Origin of the sequence: Rhizobium sp. BK316 (assembly GCF_014193695.1) — a bacterium.
GTDB lineage: Bacteria > Pseudomonadota > Alphaproteobacteria > Rhizobiales > Rhizobiaceae > Rhizobium.
This window is the reverse complement of record NZ_JACHZR010000004.1, coordinates 326,366-345,301: the sequence shown is the minus strand read 5'-3', so window position 1 is coordinate 345,301 and position 18,936 is coordinate 326,366. Positions and strand designations below refer to the sequence as shown.

Below are 18,936 nucleotides of genomic sequence, written 5' to 3'. Positions count from 1 at the left end.
TCGATGCTGCCTGCAGGCAGGTAAAATTAAATCCATCGGCTTTTATCGTTCGACCTAGCCACTGTCCAGCAAACAAACAAAACCGGCCGCATTCTCGTTGGGGAATGCGGCCGGCAGGAAATCTGCTTCAACGGTAGAGGCGAAAATTACATATCGCCATCACCCGCATCGTCACCGGCGTCAGGGCCGCCGTTCTGCAGGAAGCGATCGGCGATCAGACCGGCATTCTGGCGCAGCGCGGTTTCGATCTCGCGGGCGAGATCCGGATTGTCGCGCAGGAAGATCTTGGCGTTCTCGCGGCCCTGGCCCAGGCGCTGGCTGTTATAGGAGAACCAGGCGCCGGATTTCTCGACGATACCGGCCTTGACGCCGAGGTCGATGAGTTCGCCGGTCTTGGAGACGCCTTCGCCATACATAATGTCGAATTCGACCTGCTTGAAGGGAGGTGCCATCTTGTTCTTGACGACCTTGACGCGCGTCTGGTTGCCGATCACCTCTTCGCGTTCCTTGACCTGGCCGATGCGGCGGATGTCGAGGCGGACGGAAGCATAGAACTTGAGCGCGTTACCGCCCGTCGTCGTTTCCGGCGAACCGAACATGACGCCGATCTTCATGCGGATCTGGTTGATGAAGATCACCATCGTATTCGACTTGGAGATCGAAGCCGTCAGCTTGCGAAGCGCCTGGCTCATCAGACGGGCCTGCATGCCCGGCAGGTTGTCGCCCATTTCACCTTCGATTTCGGCGCGCGGCGTCAGCGCTGCAACCGAGTCGACGACGAGGACGTCGATGGCGCCGGAGCGCACCAGCGTATCGGTGATTTCAAGCGCCTGTTCGCCGGTGTCGGGCTGGGAGATCAAAAGGTTCTGCAGGTCGACGCCGAGCTTGCGGGCATAGACCGGATCGAGAGCGTGTTCGGCGTCAACGAAGGCGCAGATACCGCCCTTCTTCTGGGCTTCGGCAATGGTCTGCAGGGCGAGCGTCGTCTTACCCGAGCTTTCCGGACCATAGATCTCGATGATACGACCCTTCGGCAGACCGCCGATGCCGAGAGCGATATCGAGGCTGAGAGAACCCGTGGAAACCGTTTCGATCTCGACGATGTTCTCGTTCGAGCCGAGTTTCATGATCGAGCCCTTGCCGAACGACCGCTCGATCTGTGAGAGTGCCGCTTCGAGCGCCTTGCTTTTGTCCACCGATTTGTCCTCTACGAGCCGCAATGAATTCTGAGACATTCGATCCACCTTTAGGTTATTGACGCTGCTCAAGCAATGTCGCCGCTGATGGGAAGTTTGTACCCTATTTGTTCTTATTTCGCAATGGGGTTGCAAATAATTGAAAGAAAAAGGTAAAACGGCCTGTGTTCTATTTTTGTTTTATCGATGCAAAGCAACGGCTTAGTGCGCGTCGGCCCGCGAATGTGGCCACTTTGCCCACCATTCGATTCGCTTCCGGAGTGCAGAAATGAGCCGCAAGATTCTCGTTCTCGGTGGCGCCCATATCGATCGCCGCGGCCGCATTGCCGGAGAGACGGCGCCCGGTGCCAGCAACCCCGGAACATGGTTCGAGGAACCGGGCGGCGGCGGTTTCAATGCAGCGCGTAATCTCGCCCGGCTCGGCTTCGATGTGACGATGATTTCGCCACGCGGCGGTGACCCGATCGGCGAGATGGTGAGCGAGGCGGCCGACTTCGCGGGGATAGACGACCGCCCCTTCGTCTTTCTCGACCGCAAGACGCCGAGCTATACGGCGATCATCGAGAAGGACGGCAATCTCGTCATCGCGCTGGCGGATATGGAGCTCTACCGCTTCTTCGCGCCGCGGCGGCTCTCGATCCGCTGGGTGCGTGATGCCTTTGCTGCCACCGATTTCATCCTCTTCGATGCCAACCTGCCGGAGGAAACGGCAGTGGCGATCGTCGCAAAGGCAAAGGCACTCGGCAAGCCGGTCGCGGCAATCGCCATTTCGCCGGCCAAGGTCGTGCGCCTCCTGCCCTGCCTCGATGGCATCGACTATCTCTTCCTCAATGAGGCCGAGGCCGCGGCCCTTGTCGGCGACCGTCCGGAAGACGCGACCGCCTGGCCGTCCCTGCTCGGTGACATCGGCATTAGCGGTGCGGTCGTCACCCGCGGCCAGCGCGAACTCGTCGCCTTCAAGGATGGACGTGCGTTTGTCCTTCAGCCGCCCATTTCGGACATTGTCGCCGATGTCACCGGCGCGGGAGATTCGCTGGCAGCCGGCACGCTCTCTGCGCTCATGCGTGGCCTGCCGCTCGAAGAAGCGGTCCGTCATGGCGCGGCGGCGGCAGCGTTGACCGTCCAGTCATCGCATGCCGTCAACGAAAATCTTTCGCCGGAACTGCTCCGCGACATGCTCTCGCTTGTCCCGGCGGCGAGAATTCTGCATTGAAGCCGCTAAATCGATAAACGGATACGGATCATGACCAAACCCTTCTCGCCCCTGCTGCCGATCTCCTACTCGAAGGAAGTGGCAGCCGCCAAACAGCGCGGCGCGCCGATCGTGGCGCTCGAATCGACCATCATCACCCATGGCATGCCCTACCCCGGCAATATCGAAATGGCGCGCAGCGTCGAAGCGATCATCCGCGATCAGGGTGCCGTTCCCGCGACCATCGCCGTCATCCACGGCACGCTGCATATCGGCCTCGAAGCTGCCGAACTGGAGCAACTCGCCCAGGCCAAGGACGTGATGAAGGTCTCGCGCGCCGATATCGCCTTCGCAATCGCCGAACGCCGCACCGGTGCGACCACCGTTGCCGCGACGATGATTGCAGCGGCACGGGCCGGCATCAAGGTCTTCGCCACCGGCGGCATCGGCGGCGTGCATCGCGGCGCTGAAGAGACTTTCGACATCTCCGCCGACCTCGAAGAGCTCGCCCGCACCGGCGTCATCGTCGTTTGCGCCGGCGCCAAGGCGATCCTCGATATTCCCAAGACGCTGGAAGTGCTGGAAACCCGCGGCGTGCCCGTCGTCACCTATGAAAGCGATGAATTCCCGGCCTTCTGGTCGCGCTCGTCCGGCATCCGCAGCCCGCTAACCCTGAACAGCCCGGCCGCGATCGCCAACTTCCAGACGACCCGCGAACAGCTCGGCATCGAAGGCGGCATGCTGATTGCCAATCCGGTTCAAGAAGCCGACGAAATCGCCCGAGAGGAGATGGAAATCTACATCGAGCGTGCGCTTGATAGTGCCGAGCGCGACGAAATCACCGGCAAGGCGGTAACGCCTTACCTCTTGAGCACGATCTTCGACCTGACGGATGGTCAGAGCCTGAAGACGAACATTGCGCTGGTGGAGAATAATGCACGGTTGGCGGCGGAGATCGCCGTGGCGCTTGGCGAGTGATTTTTGATGGGGCGGGCTGGTCCCGCCCTGTTTTTGGGCTGTGCGTTTGGCCAATGCCTGCCGATAGGGGGTACCGCACGGCAGGGCCTCTCCGGTAACCGCCAGACGGTGATCTTCAGCTATCCAGCGTCTCTTTCACCACCACGGCCAGCTGCTTCAGCGAAAACGGCTTCGGCAGGAAGCCGAACTTGGCTTCCGGCGGCAGGTTGCGGGCGAATGCATCCTCGGCATAGCCTGACACGAAAATGAACTTCAGGTCCGGATAGTTCTTGCGCAATTCGCGCAACAGCGAAGGTCCGTCCATCTCCGGCATCACCACGTCGGAGACGACGATGTCCACCTTGCCTTCCAGCTCTTCCATGATCTCGAGCGCTTCGACGCCGGACCCCGCCTCATGGACCGTATAGCCGCGCGTCTCCAGCATGCGCTTGCCACCGCGCCGCACGGCCTCTTCGTCCTCCACCAAGAGGATGACGGCCGAGCCGGTCAGGTCTTCCGGCTGCTGCGGCTGGACCAGTTCCAGAACCTGCGCGCCGCCGGCCGCAACGGCATGATCGGCGGCTTCGGCCTCAGCGGCAACTGCGGGCTCGACGATATGGCGCGGCAGGAAGATGCGGAAGGTCGTGCCCTTGCCGACTTCCGATTCCGGCTGGATATAACCGCCGGATTGCTTGACGATGCCGTAGACCATGGCAAGGCCGAGACCGGTACCCTTGCCCACATCCTTGGTCGTGAAGAAGGGCTCGAAGATCTTGTCCATGATCTCGGGCGCAATGCCGGTGCCGGTATCGGTCACCTCGACCAGCACCATGTCTTCATGCGGCATGTAGGAATAGTTGAAGGCCGCAACTTCCGCTGCCGGCAGATTGCGGGTGCGCAACGTCAGCGTGCCGCCATCCGGCATGGCGTCGCGCGCATTGACGCAGAGATTGATCAGCACCTGCTCGAATTGCGAAAGATCGGTTTTGACCGGCCAGAGATCGCGGCCATATTCCACGTCGAGCTTGACGTTGGTGCCTGAAATCAGCCGGTCGACCAGCATGCGCAGGTCGCCGACCACATCAGTGAGGTTCAGCACCGTCGGCCGCATCGTCTGCTTGCGCGAGAAGGCGAGAAGCTGGCGCACGAGCACCGCAGCGCGGTTGGCGTTGCGCTTGATCTCGATCAGATCGGCGAAGCTCGCATCGGCAGGCCGCGCCTGCAACAGCAGGTGGTCGGAGGAGAGCAGGATTGCCGTCAGCACGTTGTTGAAATCGTGTGCGATGCCGCCGGCAAGCGTGCCGACCGCATTCATCTTCTGCGTTTGCGCCATCTGCGCTTCCAGCGCCTTCTGCTCGGTCACTTCGACCGCGTAGACGATGGCCGCCTCCTCGGGCGCCTCGTCGCTCTGGTCGATGACGGCATTCACATAGAAGCGGAAGAAACGCGCATCGTCCGTCGGCGTGCGGGAATCGATCGGCGCGATATCGCCTTGCCGGTCCTTGGCGGCGGCAAGTGCCGCGGCAAGCTGCGGCCGGTCGCTGTCCTGCACGATCGTTTCCAGAAGCGCGCCGCGCTCCAGATCGTCACGCGAGACGATATTGGAGAAGAGTTTCAGGAAAGGCGCATTGGTGCGCAGGATCTTGCCGTTGCCATCGACGGAGGCGATCGCCATCGGCGTATTGTTGAAGAAGCGCGTGAAGCGCATGGCGGCAGCCGAGGCCGACTGGCCGTTCTCGCCGTCCTTGTCGCGTGTCAGCACGATCGTCCGGCTTTCGCCCGGCGCCCCGTCCCGCATGGAGGTGACGCGGTGGATGATCTGCACCGGCAGGCTCTGGCCGTTGGATTTACGCAGGTCGAGGTCGAGCGTCACGGTCTTTTTCAGACCCGGCTCGGCCTGCACGGATTGGATCAGCGCCAGCCCCTCGCCCGCCACCAGATCGCCGATATTCATCGAGCCCGGCATGAATTTGGTGAGGTCGAGACCCAGCCACTCGGCAAGCGTCGCGTTCAGATAGAAGATTTCGCCCTTGCGCCCGGCTGAGAAGAAGCCTGATGGAGCGTGGTCGAGATAGTCGATCGCGTTCTGCAGCTCCTTGAAAAACCGCTCCTGGTCCTCGCGCTCGGCGGTGATATCGGTGATCTGCCAGATCTGCAGCGGCTTGCCGCCGCCCTCTTCCGGCTTCAGCTGCCGGGCTTTCAGGCGGTACCAATGGGCGCCTGCGCTGCTCCCCGGTCCGACTGCGCGCAGCAGGCGGAATTCCTCGCGGCCTTCCCGGCCCTCGCGCAGGCCGTTTACCAGCCGGTAGAGCGCCTCGTTCGATTCGCGGTGGCGCGACAGCAGCGTTTCCAGCGTCTGTACCTCGGTCGCCTTGCGTGCGCCCGTCAGCGCCCCATAGGCGGCATTGGCATAGACGATGCGGCCCTTGTCGTCCGTAATCAGCGTTCCGTCCGGATGGCTGTTCAGGAAAGCGCGCGCCAGACCGTCGGACTGGCGCTGCGGCATCACCTCAATGAAGCCGATGACCGAGGATACCAGGAAGAAAATGCCGACCATGGCGAGAACGCCGAGACAGCCAAGCACCAGCTCGTTGCCGAGCGAATCCTTGAAGAAGACGAAGGCAGCCGCCGCCGCAATCAGCACGATTGCCAGCAGGATGATGCGTATTGCCGTGCCAGAACGCCCCCCACGATCCACAAGCGGCGCGCTATAGTCGTCGACCTGACGCGATTTCGTCATCTATTCCTCGCATAAGCCCTTCCTGCCGCGCTCGTAACACCGCTACGAAGCAGGAATCAGGCAGTCTTTTCCTTCTTATCAACTTGCTGCGCCGGCAAAAACAGCAGGTTTCGTCAGACTGCTTGAATTCACAGGCAAACGCGCCAATTTGCCCATAATCCCGCCGGTGCCACAGCGAGCGCCGGGCCAAATAGTTGCACAACACGAAATCGCGTTCGCCGGTGACTGGACAGACCTGCCGGCTCTTGCCTAAGGAGCGGAAAAGTCGTCTGTTGTGCCATAATGCGAAATGGAGTGAGTGCCTATGTTCGATGATGTTGTAGGAGCTTACGGCGACCGCTTCCTGCTTGCCGCCGGCGGCGTCGGCATTGCCCTCATTCTGCTCATCGCCATCATGTGGTTTCTGCGCAACCGCGCGCCCTCGCCCTTCGTCCGCGGTGGCCGCAACCGCCAGCCGCGCCTGCAGGTGCTTGATGCTGCCGCGGTCGATGCCCGCCGCCGCCTGGTGCTCGTGCGGCGTGACAATGTCGAACATCTCGTCATGATCGGCGGACCAACAGACATCGTCATCGAAAGCCGCATCCTGCCGGAATCGGAAGTCGAAACGGCCGCTGAGTTCCGCCCGCAGCCGGTCGAGGAGCGCCCAGTCGTCCAGGAACCTTCTCTCGTCCAGCCGCGCCGCGAGCCGCCGCCGGCCCCGCAGCCGCGGCCGGCTGCCGCTCCCGTTGCACCGTCCGTAACGGCAAGCTCCGAACCTGATTTCGAAACCTATATCCCGACGCCGACACCCGCCCCCGTCATCGCCCCGCCTGCCGATCCCATCCGCCAGCGTCCCGAACCCCCGGTCGCTCCGGCCGTGGCCCCACCCATGTCTGCTCAGCAAATGTCTGCTCAGCAAATGCCGAGCCAGCCGGAACGTTCCGCTCCGCAGATGTCGGCTCCGCTTACAGCTGAGCGTGACGGCCTGCAGCGCCCGCTGCAGGTTCAGCCGCGCCAGCCCGAACGCCCGGCTCCGCAGCCGGTGCCCGATACGGCCAACGCCGCCGATATCCTCGATGCAGCCCGCCAGCGGGTGTTGCCGCAGCAGCGCATCGAACCGGAAGTTTCCACGCCGCCGGCCCAGAGCATCCCCACCGTTTCACGCGGCGCACCGGTGGCGACGGAAGATGGCGGCGTGCAATCGGCTGCCATCCGCCGGGATTTCCAGCGCATCCTCGATGAGGAAATAACTGGCAATGTCGCCGCAGACCGCGTGGTTCCCACGCCCAACGCGCAGCAGGCGCGCCCTGCCTCGCAGCCCGGCTCCCCTCAGCCTGGATCCCCTCAGTCTGGATCAATGCCGCGCCGCGACCCCGAAATGGCGCCGATCACAGGTGCGGATGCAGCACTTCAGAAGGAAGTCGCCCGCATCTTCGGCGAAATGAGCGTCAACCGCGACAAGTGAGCGGGAGCGCCAGATAAAAGCCGGGGCCATATGCCCCCAGGGCAAAGGGGCACAAAACAAAAAGGCACCGCGATCGTCTCGCGGTGCCTTTTTTCATTGTCGGTCCGGAACTGATTATTCGTCCCGGTAAACCTTTTCGCGCCGCTCGTGGCGTTCCTGCGCTTCGATCGACAGCGTAGCGATCGGGCGGGCGTCGAGACGCTTGAGGCCGATCGGTTCGCCGGTTTCCTCGCAGTAGCCGTAAGTGCCATCTTCGATGCGCTGCAGGGCTGCGTCGATCTTGGAGATCAGCTTTCTCTGACGGTCACGGGCGCGAAGTTCGATCGCCCGATCGGTTTCGGAGGATGCACGATCTGCCAGATCAGGGTGGTTCGCGCTTTCCTCAGCCAGATGGTCGAGTGTTTCGCGCGCTTCTCTAAGGATATCGTTTTTCCAGGCAACCAGCTTGGCTCTGAAATAAGCGCGCTGGTTCGTATTCATGAACTCCTCGTCTTCCGAGGGTACATAATTGCTAAGATCGATCTTCTCACTCAACGCGATTCTCCTGAAGAACATCTCATCTGGCGGGCTGTATATCCCAAGCGCTATCAGCGATTCAAGCCAAATAAGACACGTAAACAGATTTTTAAATCTGTCATAAATTTGAGCTAACAGTCTATTTTCTCACCATTATTCCGAGCGGTGATTCTCACCTCGCATTCAAAATGCCGTGTTGCGACCGTCCTTTTGCGCTCATGAAAGCCTTTCGACAGTTGACGTCGTCGGACCGCAGCCGCTACTTAAAAGGCTCCGCTCGAAGCTGGATTTGCCCATGGTCGCCCTCCTGCCTCCACCGCACCGGATCTACCTCCTCCGTCATGCCCAAGCTGCCCAGGCCGAGCCCGGACAGCGCGATTTCGACCGCCCGCTGAGCGAGAAAGGTTTTGGGGATGCCGAGATCGTCGCCGACCGTGCTGCCGACAAGGGCTACCGGCCGGATATCCTGATCAGTTCGACGGCGCTCCGCTGCCGCGACACCGCGGAGGCCGTGCATCGCGCCATGGGCGAAACGCTCGACATGCGTTTCGTCGACACGCTCTATAATGCCTCGGTCGATACCTATCTCGAAATCCTCGACACACAGGATGTGGGGAGCGTCATGCTCGTCGGCCATAACCCGACCATGGAACAGGCCCTATCGGCGCTGATCGGCCACAAGGCGATGGCTGCCTCTTTGCCGAAGGGCTTCCCGACAGGCGGTCTCGCTGTCATCGACTACGTCACGACGACTGCGGCATGGCGTCTCGTCGATTTCGTCACCGACTGAGCTTTTCGCGCCGCTTCTTTTTCGGGCAGCGGCCCTTTCCTATATTGCAGGCAGTGCCATCAGGGATTCCGATTTGCCGCCACGCCTGACATCCTTTGCCGACGATGCGCTGATCGCGCTGGATAATCTTGCAGACCGCGCCAGCGGTCTGGTCAATCCGACCATCCGGCTCGGCGTCACCGGCCTTTCCCGCTCCGGCAAGACCGTCTTCATTTCCTCGCTCGTCCATAATCTCCTGCATGGCGGCCGCCTGCCGCTGTTCGAAGCGGTGCAGTCCGGCCGCGTGTCGGCCGTGCGCCTTGAGCCGCAGCCGGACGATGCCGTGCCGCGCTTCCAATATGAGGATCATATCCGCGCGCTGGTGAAGGAGCGCAGCTGGCCGGATTCCACCCGCGCGATCTCCGAACTGCGCATCACGCTCGATTATCAGAGCGCCAGTTCCTGGGCGCGCATGTTCTCGCCCGGTCGCCTGTCGATCGATATCGTCGATTATCCCGGCGAATGGCTGCTCGACCTGCCGCTGCTCGGCAAGGATTTCCGAACCTTCTGCGAGGAAACCATCGCGCTTGCCGCCACCGGCATCCGCGCCGAGCTGTCGAGCGCCTGGCTGACGCTGGCGAAAGCGACTGACATCACCGCTTCCGCCGATGAAATGGTGGCCCGCGACCTCGCCACCAGCTTCACCGACTATCTGAAAGCCTGCAAGGCCGATGAGCGCTCGCTCTCCACCCTGCCGCCCGGCCGCTTCCTGCTGCCCGGCGATCTCGACGGTTCCCCTGCATTGACCTTCGCGCCGCTTGCCTTGCCCCCCGAGGGCCGGCCGGAGCGTGGCTCGCTCTGGGCGATGATGGATCGCCGCTACGAGGCCTACAAATCCGTCGTCGTCAAACCCTTCTTCCGTGAGCATTTCGCTCGCCTCGACCGCCAGATCGTGCTGGTCGATGCGCTGCAGGCCATGAACCGCGGACCGGAAGCCGTGCAGGATCTGGAGCGCGCGCTGACCGATGTGCTCGCCTGTTTCCGCCCCGGCAGCAATTCCATCCTGTCGTCGCTCCTCGGTCGGCGCATCGATCGCGTGCTGGTCGCCGCCACCAAGGCCGATCATCTGCATCATGAAAGCCATGACCGGCTGGACCGTCTGACGCGCCGCCTCGTCGACCGCGCCATCGACCGTATCGGCATGGCCGGCGCCGGCATCGATGTCATGGCGCTTGCCTCCGTGCGCGCCACGCGGGAGGCCACCGTACGTCAGGACGGCCACGACCTGCCCGTCATCGTCGGCACGCCGATGGCAGGCGAGAAGATCGCCAATGAGACCTTCGACGGCGAACGCAAGACGGCGATCTTCCCCGGCGACCTGCCGGAAAATCCCGAATCCTTGTTCGAGCGTATCGAGGTCGGTGACACCTCCGTCGAACTGCCCGACGTCAATGTCGTGCGCTTCCGCCCGCCGCAGCTCGAGGAAACCGGCGGCGGCATAAAGCTCTCCGTGCCGCATATCCGCCTCGACCGCGCCATGCAGTTCCTGTTCGGAGACCGCCTCGCATGAGCAAGCCGCCGATCGACCAGCCCAATCCGCCACGCCGTGCCCCCTCCGCCTTCGTCTACGAGGACAAGAATACGGCGGCCGAATCCCCGCGCGCGCAGCGCCGCAAGCCGGCAAGTTTCTCCGGCGAAGTTGTGCTGACATCAGACGAGGAAGATCCCTTCCTCAATCCGGAACAAGATCTGAGCCCGTTGCCGGTCGCCGCCCCGCGCAAGCGCCGCACCTCCTTTGCCGGCATCGCCGCCGGCGCCTTCGGCATTCTGTTGTCCCTCGCCTTCGGCCTCTGGACCGACCGGCTGATCCGCGATCTCTTCAGCCGCGCCGACTGGCTGGGTTACGCCGCGCTCGCCGCGCTCGCGATCGGCATCCTCGCCGTCATCGCCATCGTCATCAGGGAGACGGCGGGCATGATGCGGCTTGCAGCGGTGCAGGCCATCAAGGCCGAGGCCGATGCTGCGATCCTCGAAACCCGCCCGGCCAAAGCCCGTGCGGTTGTCGCCCGCCTGACTGGCCTTGTCGACGCCAAGCCGGAAACCGCAAAGGGCCGCACCACGCTGAAGGCGACCGAAGGTGAGGTCATCGACCCCCCGCATCTGATTGCGCTTGCCGAGCGCGAGCTTCTCGGCCCGTTGGACCGGCAGGCGCGCGCGCTGATCGTCAACTCTTCAAAGCGCGTCTCGATCGTCACGGCGGTCAGTCCGCGCGCCATCGTCGATCTTCTCTACGTGCTCTATGAGGCCGCTCGCCTGATCCGTGCCATGGCCGAACTCTATGGCGGCCGGCCGGGCACGCTCGGCATGATCAGATTGATGCGCGACGTGCTCGCCCATCTTGCGGTGACCGGCTCGATTGCCGTCGGCGACAGCCTCGTGCAGCAAGTGCTGGGCCACGGCCTAGCCTCGAAGCTTTCCGCCCGACTCGGCGAAGGTGTCATCAACGGGCTGATGACGGCGCGGATCGGCATTGCCGCCATGGATCTCTGCCGTCCGCTGAACTTCCGGGCACTGAAACGGCCGGGAATCGGCGATTTCATTGGCGACCTGACGCCCTCGATGACGGCGCGCAACGGCAATCCATGAAGAAGACGCCGGATTTCGACACATTTGTGCCTTCTTGCGCAGGGCGTGGAAATTTCCTGCGGATTCAATGCGCTAAAGGCACAACCTGAGAATCCTTGCCTTGCGAAAGCCCTGTATTTCCACGCATTTCAGCGCCTCGGAAAGAAAGCATTAACCATTCTCCGGCAAAACTTCCTGCCAGTTCCCGAGTGGTGTTTGCCAAGGAAAATCCATGTATTCGCGCAAGTTTCTTTTTGTATGCGGCTTGGCCGCCGCGGCATTGTCTCCGGTGGCAGACGTCGCTTCCAACGCCACTGCGGCGACCCGCGACAAGGCCTTCTTCGAATCCGTTGCCGGCACCTGGAAGGGTCCGGGCGAGATCGTCGCCGGCAAGTACAAGGGCACGAAATTCACCTGCAATCTCGTCGGTTCGCCGGCCGATGATTCCTCCGCCGGTATCAAGCTTGACGGCACCTGCCGCGTCGGCGTCTTCAAGCAGCCCATGACTGCCGTGATTTCCCAGTCCGGCTCCACCTACAAGGGCAAGTTCCTTGACGGAGCCGAAGGCAAGGGTCTCGACGTCGTCTCCGGCGCCGTCACGGAAGACACCGTCGTCGTCGGCATCAACCGCGCCAAGCTGAACGGTGCGATGATTGCCCGTGTGCGCGACGACAAGACCATGAACGTCACCGTTTCGGTCAAGGTCGAAAGCCAGATGGTCCCTGTTATCGGTCTGACGCTCACCCGCCAGGTCGACGAAATGGCAGTCGGTTCGATCCAGTAAGCCACTCATCGTAGACGGGTTTTCCTGAAGCGGCGGTTTTCCGCCGCTTTTGCTTTTGGACGCGGGAGACCATGAGCATTCGTCCGGGTCGTGCGAGCAGACAGCCGCTGCTCAAGTCGCGCCACAGAGGCCTGAGACTCTGAAACGAAGACATGAAAGAAGCCCGCTTTTACGGGCTTCTTTCCAGATCGGTCAGATTTTTAGCGAGTGTTTTTGTGGCTTTGCTGACCGGCCTTCACATGCTGCTCATGCGTGCCGCCGCGGGTACCCGAACTGGATTGATTGTTGGCAGACGAAGCCTGTTGTGGACTGGCATTCTTGTGGCTCTGCTGGCCTGCCTTGACATGCTGTTCGTGTGAACCGCCTTGGTTTGCCATGATCAATTCTCCTTTCTCATGATCGCGAGGTCGGCTCGTCGCCGCCTCGGTAAGGAGAACTGTGCCGACCTGTCTCCGTTCCCCATTTTAATATTTCGTGATGGCCTCGGATCATTTCCCGCCATGTACCGTTTTCCGTGAATGGCAGGGCAGGTCCCTGCGCAGTCAAGGAGGCAAGGCCATGAACGCGACCAATGTGGATACGGAAACCAGGAGCCTGAAGCTCGCCAAGGAATATCTGCGCCTCGGCGGACACCGCCGCTGCAAAATCGACGATAACATCACGACCGTGCGCCAGTGGGAGGAGGATCCGCCGGAGGCCGAACGCTTCTGGCAGGAACAGGTACAGTCGCTGTCTGCGAGCGATCGCAAGCAGGTCGAGGATTTTCTGCCCAGCATCAATTCGCCCTGATTGCAGGAAGCTTGAGGTCCGATGCCCGGCAACTGGATCCATCTCTGCATCGACATGCAGAGGATGTTTGCAGAACAGACAGCATGGCATGTGCCGTGGATGGCGACGGTATCGCCGCAGATCGTTGAACTCTCGGGGCGGTATGCGGAGCGAACGGTTTTCACACGCTTCGTCCCGCCGCCGACCGCTGATGCCATGCCGGGCATGTGGAGGAACTATTACGAAAAATGGCCGATGATGACCGGCGAACACTTGCTGCCGGAACTCGTGGATATCGTTGCCGATCTGAAGCCTTTCGCACCGCCCGCCCGCATCCTCGACAAGCGAACCTATTCTCCCTGGGTCGACGGGCGGCTGCATGAAACGCTCGCGCAGGAAAAGGTCGAGGCCATCGCCATCACCGGCGGCGAAACGGATATCTGCGTGCTCGCGGCAGCACTTGGTGCAATCGATCTCGGCTATCGCGTCATCCTGTTGAAGGACGCCGTCTGCAGCAGCGCTGACGAAACGCACGACGCTACGCTCGAATTGCTGGGCGGCCGCTTTTCGGTGCAGGTGGAGATTACCGAAACGGATGCATTCCTCTCCGCTCTCTGATCCGCCGTTCCCCTCACTCCTTCGGAATGATGCTGATGTTGCCGCTCACTTCGAGAATTGCAAACCGGATATCTTTGACACTCTCGATGCCCTGCTGCGTTCTTGCAGCCTGCATCACATCGTCTCTCTGAAGTCTCGCACCCGTCAGGGCAGCCTCATCGTAAACGCCATTGGTAACGAGAACGGTCGGAGCGCCGTCGATCAACCTGGCCGTCCATCGTGACCGGCGCTTCAGATAGGAAAGCGCGATATCAGTCGTAAACAGCGTCAGGATCAGGAGCACGGAATTGGTGATCGAGAAATCGTCACCCAGCATTGCCTGCTGTGTCGTCTCCGAAATCACCAGTACGATGACGAGATCGAAGGGTGTCATCTGGGCGAGCGTGCGCCGGCCCGACAGCCTGATGATCACCAGCAGCGTGAAATAGATGGCGATGCCACGAACGACTGCGTCCATCGACACCTCACGGCAAGACGAGGACCGAACGTTCGATGACGTCCTGGCCGATACCGATGCGGAAGGAATGCAGCCCCGGCTTCTGCGTATGAAGCCTCAGAATAACCTGGCTCGTCGCGGCGGCATCGGCAGGAAAGACATAGCCGATACGGCCATTCTCGTAGTCTGCCGCTCTCTGCGGCGGGTCGATGCCTTCGATGGAGAAGATCGTGAAAAAATCGGGATCGAGGACGAGCCTACGATCCGAAGAGGATGGCAAGAAAAAGACGCGCAACTCGTCGGGCGCATTCCACCGCGTAACGATCGGCAGCTCGATGTTGCCGCCGGCGAGCTTCAATTCCTGTTGGGAGAGAGGCCCGCTGCGCCCGAGCGCTCCGAAAAGCGCGGCGATGAGAACGGCGGCAAAACCGATCCATGCCCAGCGTTGCGCACACCAGACGCGCTGCTGGAAGCGAGTATGATCTTCGATGCCTTCGGGAAGGCTGCTGCTCGTTCTCGGCATATCAGCACCTGAACGAGCAGCCTTTCCGGCCGCTGTTGAATTGCCTCATGATACCTCCGGCTCAGTCGCCCCTCTGAGTTAGCGCAGCCGGTGCAGGCGACAAGACGTTACGAACGCACGGAAAAGCCCGCATGGCGGAGATTCTGAGGGCTGTTAGGTCTTGCAGCCTGCTCTTGGTGGCCCTTCAGGCCTTGCGCCACCAGTTGCGGCTCTCGTCCGCGATCTCGATCCCCGCGATATCGGCACCGGCCAGCCAGTCGGCAACCGCCCTGCCCCGGACCATGAGTTCGGGCGCGATATCCGCAAGCGGCATCAGCACGAAGCCCCGCTCCGTCATGCGTGGATGCGGCAATTCCAGCCGCGGCGCATCCTGCTCGACTCCCTGATAAGTCAGCACATCGATATCGAGCGTGCGCGGCCCCCAGCGCTCGATACGCTCGCGCTTCATCTCCCGCTCGATCGACAGGCAGAGATCGAGCAGCGCTTCCGGGGCAAGCCGTGTTTCCACCGCCGCGCAGGAGTTGAAGAAATAGGACTGGTCGGTCTTGCCCCAGGGCGGCGTGCGGTAAAGCCGCGAAACGGCCGCCACGCGGCAATCCGCGTCGGCATCGAGCCGCGTGAGTGCCGCGGCCATGGACTTGACCGGATCGCCGATATTGCCGCCGAGGCCGAGCGTTGCGAGATGGAATGGATTATCGGGCACGATGCTCAACGGTCACCTGCACGAAGTCGAGCACGCCGGGGATCGGCGCATTCGGCTTGCGCACCGTGATCTTGGCCCTGATGATCTGTGGGAATTTTTTACAGAGCCCTTTGGCGATATCGAACGCCAGCGCCTCGATCAGGTAACGCCGCTGGCCGACGACGATCTCCTCGATGATGGTGAAGGCGGTGCCGTAGTGGACGGTCTCATCGATGGAATCGTTTTCCAGTGCACTGCCCGCTTCCACCTCCAGTTCGGCATCCACGAAAAAGCGCTGGCCGAGGAATTCCTCTTCGGCATGCACGCCGTGGCGGGCGAAGAAGGCGCAGTTCTGCATTAGGATCGTATAGGTACTCATGACGGCCTCCCCCTAAAGCATATCGCGCAAAAGTGCGTAGCGGTTTTGCGACAACGACATGCGTAAAACAAAGACTTAAAGCGTGGCATGCGGATCTGACAGATCGTGACACGCTTTAGAAGTGTCGTTCCGGGCGGCCAGCATAGCATCGGCTACGGCAAGCGCATCCCTGTTGATTGCGACATTGTGTACCCGGAAAACAGCCGCGCCTTGAACTCGCAAGAGCGCGCTGGTCGCGGCCGTCGCCGCATCGCGCTCCGCGGGCTCCCGGCCCGTGACGGCGCCGAGGAAGCGCTTGCGCGAGGTGCCGGCAAGAAGCGGCAGGCCGAAGCGGTGCAGCTCTTCGAAACGCGCCATCAGTTCCAGATTTTCTGCCGGCGTCTCCTTGGCAAAACCGAAGCCGGGATCGAGCACGATACGGTCACGCAGGACGCCGGCAGCCGAAGCGATCTCCAGCGAACGCTCGAGAAAGAAGATCTGGTCATCGATGATACCGGCAAGCTTCTGTCGGTCGCGGCCCGTATGCATGATGCAGAGCCCCGCCCCGGTCTCAGCCGACAGCGCGGCGATATCAGGCTCCTTCTGCAAGCCGAAGACGTCGTTGACGATATGGGCGCCGGCACTAATGGCAAGCCGCGCCGTTTCCGCGCGATAGGTATCGATGGAAATCAACGCTTGCGTGCGTCTGCTGAGCACCTCGATGACGGGCAGTACCCGCGCCTGTTCCTCCGCCGGGCTGACGGAAACCGCATCCGGCCGCGTCGACTCACCGCCGATGTCGAGGATTTCGGCGCCGTCCGCGACTGCCTGCAGCGCGTGCTCGACGGCGCTGTCGACCGTCTGATAACGCCCGCCGTCGGAGAAGGAATCCGGCGTCACGTTGACGATCGCCATGATCACTGAGCGCTTGCCGAGCTCGATCTCGCGACCATGGGCCACACGCCAGAAACTGCTATCGAGCTGATTCACCAGTCTAATCCCGTCACTAACGAAAAAAGCCGCTATCCGATATTGCGCTTACCGTGGCTATGCCCCAAGCTCCGCCAAACTTCAACACAGGTTCAGTTCAGAATGCCGCTTGCGTTGCGTTATATGCGCCTTCCCATCGCCTTTTCCATGATTGCCCTTTTCCTCTGCAGCCCCGCGGCAGCCGAAGTCATTGCAACGAAAAGCTATTCCTATTTCGATATCAAAGGAAAGACGGCCGACGAGCTGGACGATGAGCTGAGCCGCCGTGGCCCGACAGCGAACGGCTCCTCCGCCCGCCATCCCGGCGCCACCAAGATCCGTTTCGGCGGCGAGGCCACCTATATCCAGGAAAATGGACGTTGCCGCGTCGGCAACGTCAAGGTCACTGTCCACACGCAGATCATCATGCCGCGGTGGGGCAATCGTAAGGGTACGAGCCGCGAGCTGTCGATGATCTGGGATGCGCTGTCGAGCGATATCAGGCGTCACGAGGAGCGCCATGCCGAGATCGCCCGCACCCAGGCCCGCGTCATGGAGCGCGAACTCAAAGCGCTCCCGTCGCAGCGTAATTGCGAGGCCATGCAGGAACTCGTCTCGAATGAGTCGGCTCGCGGAATAGAGGAGCATGACAAGCTGCAGGCCCGATTCGATCGCGTCGAAGCCGTCAATTTCCAGAATCGCATGTTGAGACTGCTCAACAATAGACTCAAGGTCAAAGGCGGCGAAAGATAAGCTCTTTTCAGCCTCAAGGCGAGTAGAGATCGTTAGCTGCACAATGAAACTTGTGCGAAACTTGTGCGCTTCCCAGCCTTTTACCGGTCATTTTTCATTCTGGTGGACTCAACCGGAAAGCGGTAATATGACTATATTCGAAAGTGCAGTAAGGTAGCTGGCTTTCGTGACTGTGTTCTCCTGGCGCGTTCCGAAGCCGCGGGTGTTCCTCCCTCATCCGTAGGTAATGCGCCCGCCTCGCCTCGCTCGCCTCCGGCGTGCGAGGCTCTCTTTTTGGGAAAGCTCCCCCATTCTCTCAAGGATGGTTCTCAAAAACAGTGAGAAATCAGGCCTGCCGTTCCGGCACATGCACGGTAAGGCCGTCATAGGCAGCCTTCATCCTGATCTGACAGGAAAGGCGTGAAGTTGGACGCACGTCAAAGGCGAAATCCAGCATATCCTCTTCCATCGCTTCCGGCGGACCGACGATTTCCGTCCATTGTTCGTCGACATAGACATGACAGGTTGCACAGGCGCAGGCGCCGCCGCATTCGGCCTCGATGCCGGGCACGGAATTGCGGACCGCATTCTCCATTACGGTGGAGCCTTGATCGACATCGAGATCGAAACGCGTTCCGTCGAAGGCGACGATGGTAAGTTTGGGCATCAGGACTATTTCCGGTCTTTGGTCGTAGGTGGGCGGATTTTCTTCCGACAATTCGGCGCGTCAGTCAACATTGCCGGATGCCCTGAGCCTCGCAGATACGCAAAGGCTGCGCCATTCCCGATGCGTCATGAAGAACGTCGCAAAAAGACCCGCCGTTCCCTAATGGAACAGCGGGCCTAGGTCGTTCTCAGCCTGTCCTGCCTTATCCGCGGCAGAGTTTCAGAATGAAATTCTCGGCATCGACGACGGCTGCACCGAGGGCTGCCATGGCGGTCGCGTCGCCATTGTTCTCTTCCACGGCTTCCGCCGACTGCGAAACCCGGAAGGCGCCGATGGAGCTTGCGGCACCCTTCAGGCGGTGCGCTGCTGCGCCCACCTTGGCGGACTCGCCGCTTGCAATGTCCTGCAGGCAGGCGCGCGCCTGGCGCGCAAACATCTGGAGGACTTCAATTTCCACCGTCTTGTCGCCCATCGTCTGGCGCGCAAGATGGACAAGGTCGATCGGCCGGACCTTGGAAGGCGAAGGCCCGTTGGAATTGTCGGGTGCTTCGAACGCAATGCCTACTGCTGCCATTTGCCAATTCTCCCGTCTTATATCGTCTGCGGTTGCATCTGTTGTGCGATCGGAGAATGGCGATCCCGTTAAATTCCGGCACATCAGAGGTGGAAATCTAACCGTATGGTTAACGTCCCTTAAACATCGCTAAAATATCGGCTTTTGGGCGGGATCCAAAATTTAAAGGTGTTAACAACAGGTTAAGAAGGGCGCAAACGCAAGGGTTCATTAATTGTGTAAGCCACCCAGATGTGTCACTACGATACTGTTGAGGCGGGCTCATGCCGCGCGCCTTTGCCGTCAGAGTGGATAATGGTAGTGTTTTGATACCTTTCGTTTGAAAAATCGGCTATCTACTCTGAAATGACATGCTTATCCGTCCGTCTTGGGATGGAAGGCTGGAA

At 61.1% G+C, this 18,936-nt stretch carries 20 protein-coding genes and 1 pseudogene; 11 read left to right on the top strand and 10 right to left on the bottom strand.

All coding sequences use genetic code 11. From position 1 onward, the window contains the following. Positions 1–146 precede the first annotated feature (146 nt). Positions 147–1,235, bottom strand: a complete 1,089-nt coding sequence (recA, locus tag FHT87_RS20505; protein WP_112547765.1) for a recombinase RecA — start codon at positions 1,233–1,235, stop codon at positions 147–149. Between the two features lie 229 nt (positions 1,236–1,464). On the opposite strand from recA, the gene FHT87_RS20500 reads away from it, so the two are divergent. Both FHT87_RS20500 and FHT87_RS20495 read left to right on the top strand, forming a co-directional pair. Beyond that, positions 1,465–2,409 carry a carbohydrate kinase family protein gene (locus tag FHT87_RS20500; protein ID WP_183734917.1) on the top strand — a complete coding sequence of 315 codons (945 nt, stop codon included), beginning with the start codon at positions 1,465–1,467 and terminating at the stop codon, positions 2,407–2,409. A 30-nt stretch (positions 2,410–2,439) separates the two neighbouring features. After that, complete coding sequence (locus FHT87_RS20495) at positions 2,440–3,366, top strand: pseudouridine-5'-phosphate glycosidase (protein ID WP_183804629.1); 927 nt, start codon at positions 2,440–2,442, stop codon at positions 3,364–3,366. A 115-nt stretch (positions 3,367–3,481) separates the two neighbouring features. Here FHT87_RS20495 and FHT87_RS20490 read toward each other — a convergent pair whose 3' ends face one another. Then, complete coding sequence (locus tag FHT87_RS20490; protein ID WP_183804627.1) at positions 3,482–6,085, bottom strand: PAS domain-containing sensor histidine kinase; 2,604 nt, start codon at positions 6,083–6,085, stop codon at positions 3,482–3,484. A gap of 304 nt (positions 6,086–6,389) precedes the next feature. Between FHT87_RS20490 and FHT87_RS20485 the strand changes: the two genes are divergently transcribed. Further along, positions 6,390–7,529, top strand: a complete 1,140-nt coding sequence (locus tag FHT87_RS20485; protein WP_183804625.1) for a flagellar biosynthetic protein FliO — start codon at positions 6,390–6,392, stop codon at positions 7,527–7,529. Between the two features lie 114 nt (positions 7,530–7,643). Here FHT87_RS20485 and dksA read toward each other — a convergent pair whose 3' ends face one another. Further along, entirely contained in the window at positions 7,644–8,063 is a 420-nt protein-coding gene (gene dksA, locus FHT87_RS20480; RefSeq protein ID WP_007826301.1) for an RNA polymerase-binding protein DksA, read from the bottom strand. 277 nt (positions 8,064–8,340) lie between these two features. Between dksA and FHT87_RS20475 the strand changes: the two genes are divergently transcribed. The 7 genes and pseudogenes from FHT87_RS20475 (at position 8,341) to FHT87_RS20445 (ending at position 13,609) form a co-directional block, all read left to right on the top strand. Next, the gene (locus FHT87_RS20475; RefSeq protein WP_183734913.1) at positions 8,341–8,835 is read left to right on the top strand and encodes a histidine phosphatase family protein; all 495 of its coding nucleotides are present in this window, start codon (positions 8,341–8,343) and stop codon (positions 8,833–8,835) included. 73 nt (positions 8,836–8,908) lie between these two features. Then, entirely contained in the window at positions 8,909–10,384 is a 1,476-nt protein-coding gene (locus FHT87_RS20470) for a YcjX family protein (RefSeq protein ID WP_183804623.1), read from the top strand. Next, a complete protein-coding gene (locus FHT87_RS20465; protein ID WP_183804621.1) occupies positions 10,381–11,460 on the top strand; it encodes a TIGR01620 family protein in 1,080 nt (359 codons plus the stop codon). The genes FHT87_RS20470 and FHT87_RS20465 overlap by 4 nt, the downstream gene beginning before the upstream one ends. Before the next feature lie 211 nt (positions 11,461–11,671). Next, on the top strand, positions 11,672–12,223 hold the full coding sequence (locus FHT87_RS20460; RefSeq protein ID WP_183734910.1) for a hypothetical protein: 552 nt from the start codon (positions 11,672–11,674) through the stop codon (positions 12,221–12,223). 152 nt (positions 12,224–12,375) lie between these two features. Next, positions 12,376–12,582 (top strand): hypothetical protein, encoded by a 207-nt coding sequence (locus FHT87_RS20455; RefSeq protein ID WP_183804619.1) that lies wholly within the window; start codon positions 12,376–12,378, stop codon positions 12,580–12,582. Between the two features lie 217 nt (positions 12,583–12,799). After that, a pseudogene (locus FHT87_RS20450) lies at positions 12,800–13,012 on the top strand (hypothetical protein); the annotation flags it as partial. Between the two features lie 21 nt (positions 13,013–13,033). Next, positions 13,034–13,609: an isochorismatase family cysteine hydrolase gene (locus tag FHT87_RS20445; protein WP_183734907.1), complete on the top strand. Its 576-nt coding sequence runs from the start codon at positions 13,034–13,036 to the stop codon at positions 13,607–13,609. Positions 13,610–13,622: 13 nt separating this feature from the next. On the opposite strand, the gene FHT87_RS20440 is transcribed toward FHT87_RS20445, so the two are convergent. From FHT87_RS20440 to folP, 5 genes are all read right to left on the bottom strand, one after another. After that, on the bottom strand, positions 13,623–14,066 hold the full coding sequence (locus tag FHT87_RS20440) for a YetF domain-containing protein (RefSeq protein ID WP_183734906.1): 444 nt from the start codon (positions 14,064–14,066) through the stop codon (positions 13,623–13,625). A gap of 7 nt (positions 14,067–14,073) precedes the next feature. After that, positions 14,074–14,568: a hypothetical protein gene (locus FHT87_RS20435; protein WP_183734905.1), complete on the bottom strand. Its 495-nt coding sequence runs from the start codon at positions 14,566–14,568 to the stop codon at positions 14,074–14,076. A 184-nt stretch (positions 14,569–14,752) separates the two neighbouring features. Continuing rightward, complete coding sequence (gene folK, locus FHT87_RS20430; protein WP_183735101.1) at positions 14,753–15,271, bottom strand: 2-amino-4-hydroxy-6-hydroxymethyldihydropteridine diphosphokinase; 519 nt, start codon at positions 15,269–15,271, stop codon at positions 14,753–14,755. Next, positions 15,261–15,629 (bottom strand): dihydroneopterin aldolase, encoded by a 369-nt coding sequence (folB, locus tag FHT87_RS20425; protein WP_112547776.1) that lies wholly within the window; start codon positions 15,627–15,629, stop codon positions 15,261–15,263. The genes folK and folB overlap by 11 nt, the downstream gene beginning before the upstream one ends. 75 nt (positions 15,630–15,704) lie before the next feature. Next, positions 15,705–16,598 carry a dihydropteroate synthase gene (gene folP, locus FHT87_RS20420; RefSeq protein WP_183804617.1) on the bottom strand — a complete coding sequence of 298 codons (894 nt, stop codon included), beginning with the start codon at positions 16,596–16,598 and terminating at the stop codon, positions 15,705–15,707. 102 nt (positions 16,599–16,700) lie between these two features. Here folP and FHT87_RS20415 point away from each other — a divergent pair, with 102 nt between their 5' ends. After that, positions 16,701–17,330 carry a DUF922 domain-containing protein gene (locus FHT87_RS20415; protein ID WP_183804615.1) on the top strand — a complete coding sequence of 210 codons (630 nt, stop codon included), beginning with the start codon at positions 16,701–16,703 and terminating at the stop codon, positions 17,328–17,330. Positions 17,331–17,655: 325 nt separating this feature from the next. On the opposite strand, the gene FHT87_RS20410 is transcribed toward FHT87_RS20415, so the two are convergent. Both FHT87_RS20410 and FHT87_RS20405 read right to left on the bottom strand, forming a co-directional pair. Continuing rightward, positions 17,656–17,976, bottom strand: a complete 321-nt coding sequence (locus FHT87_RS20410) for a 2Fe-2S iron-sulfur cluster-binding protein (RefSeq protein ID WP_183734902.1) — start codon at positions 17,974–17,976, stop codon at positions 17,656–17,658. A gap of 202 nt (positions 17,977–18,178) precedes the next feature. Then, complete coding sequence (locus FHT87_RS20405) at positions 18,179–18,550, bottom strand: Hpt domain-containing protein (protein ID WP_183804614.1); 372 nt, start codon at positions 18,548–18,550, stop codon at positions 18,179–18,181. Positions 18,551–18,936: the final 386 nt, after the last annotated feature.

What these genes read in the sequence shown, in the direction of transcription:
- FHT87_RS20495 (WP_183804629.1), top strand. Translation starts at nt 2,440, where the DNA reads ATGACCAAACCCTTCTCGCCCCTGCTGCCGATCTCCTACTCGAAGGAA.
- recA (WP_112547765.1), bottom strand. Translation starts at nt 1,235, where the DNA reads ATGTCTCAGAATTCATTGCGGCTCGTAGAGGACAAATCGGTGGACAAA.
- FHT87_RS20485 (WP_183804625.1), top strand. Translation starts at nt 6,390, where the DNA reads ATGTTCGATGATGTTGTAGGAGCTTACGGCGACCGCTTCCTGCTTGCC.
- folB (WP_112547776.1), bottom strand. Translation starts at nt 15,629, where the DNA reads ATGAGTACCTATACGATCCTAATGCAGAACTGCGCCTTCTTCGCCCGC.
- FHT87_RS20460 (WP_183734910.1), top strand. Translation starts at nt 11,672, where the DNA reads ATGTATTCGCGCAAGTTTCTTTTTGTATGCGGCTTGGCCGCCGCGGCA.
- FHT87_RS20475 (WP_183734913.1), top strand. Translation starts at nt 8,341, where the DNA reads ATGGTCGCCCTCCTGCCTCCACCGCACCGGATCTACCTCCTCCGTCAT.
- FHT87_RS20465 (WP_183804621.1), top strand. Translation starts at nt 10,381, where the DNA reads ATGAGCAAGCCGCCGATCGACCAGCCCAATCCGCCACGCCGTGCCCCC.
- FHT87_RS20405 (WP_183804614.1), bottom strand. Translation starts at nt 18,550, where the DNA reads ATGGCAGCAGTAGGCATTGCGTTCGAAGCACCCGACAATTCCAACGGG.
- FHT87_RS20440 (WP_183734906.1), bottom strand. Translation starts at nt 14,066, where the DNA reads ATGGACGCAGTCGTTCGTGGCATCGCCATCTATTTCACGCTGCTGGTG.
- FHT87_RS20445 (WP_183734907.1), top strand. Translation starts at nt 13,034, where the DNA reads ATGCCCGGCAACTGGATCCATCTCTGCATCGACATGCAGAGGATGTTT.
- FHT87_RS20410 (WP_183734902.1), bottom strand. Translation starts at nt 17,976, where the DNA reads ATGCCCAAACTTACCATCGTCGCCTTCGACGGAACGCGTTTCGATCTC.
- FHT87_RS20490 (WP_183804627.1), bottom strand. Translation starts at nt 6,085, where the DNA reads ATGACGAAATCGCGTCAGGTCGACGACTATAGCGCGCCGCTTGTGGAT.
- FHT87_RS20435 (WP_183734905.1), bottom strand. Translation starts at nt 14,568, where the DNA reads ATGCCGAGAACGAGCAGCAGCCTTCCCGAAGGCATCGAAGATCATACT.
- FHT87_RS20500 (WP_183734917.1), top strand. Translation starts at nt 1,465, where the DNA reads ATGAGCCGCAAGATTCTCGTTCTCGGTGGCGCCCATATCGATCGCCGC.
- FHT87_RS20455 (WP_183804619.1), top strand. Translation starts at nt 12,376, where the DNA reads ATGAAAGAAGCCCGCTTTTACGGGCTTCTTTCCAGATCGGTCAGATTT.
- FHT87_RS20415 (WP_183804615.1), top strand. Translation starts at nt 16,701, where the DNA reads ATGCCGCTTGCGTTGCGTTATATGCGCCTTCCCATCGCCTTTTCCATG.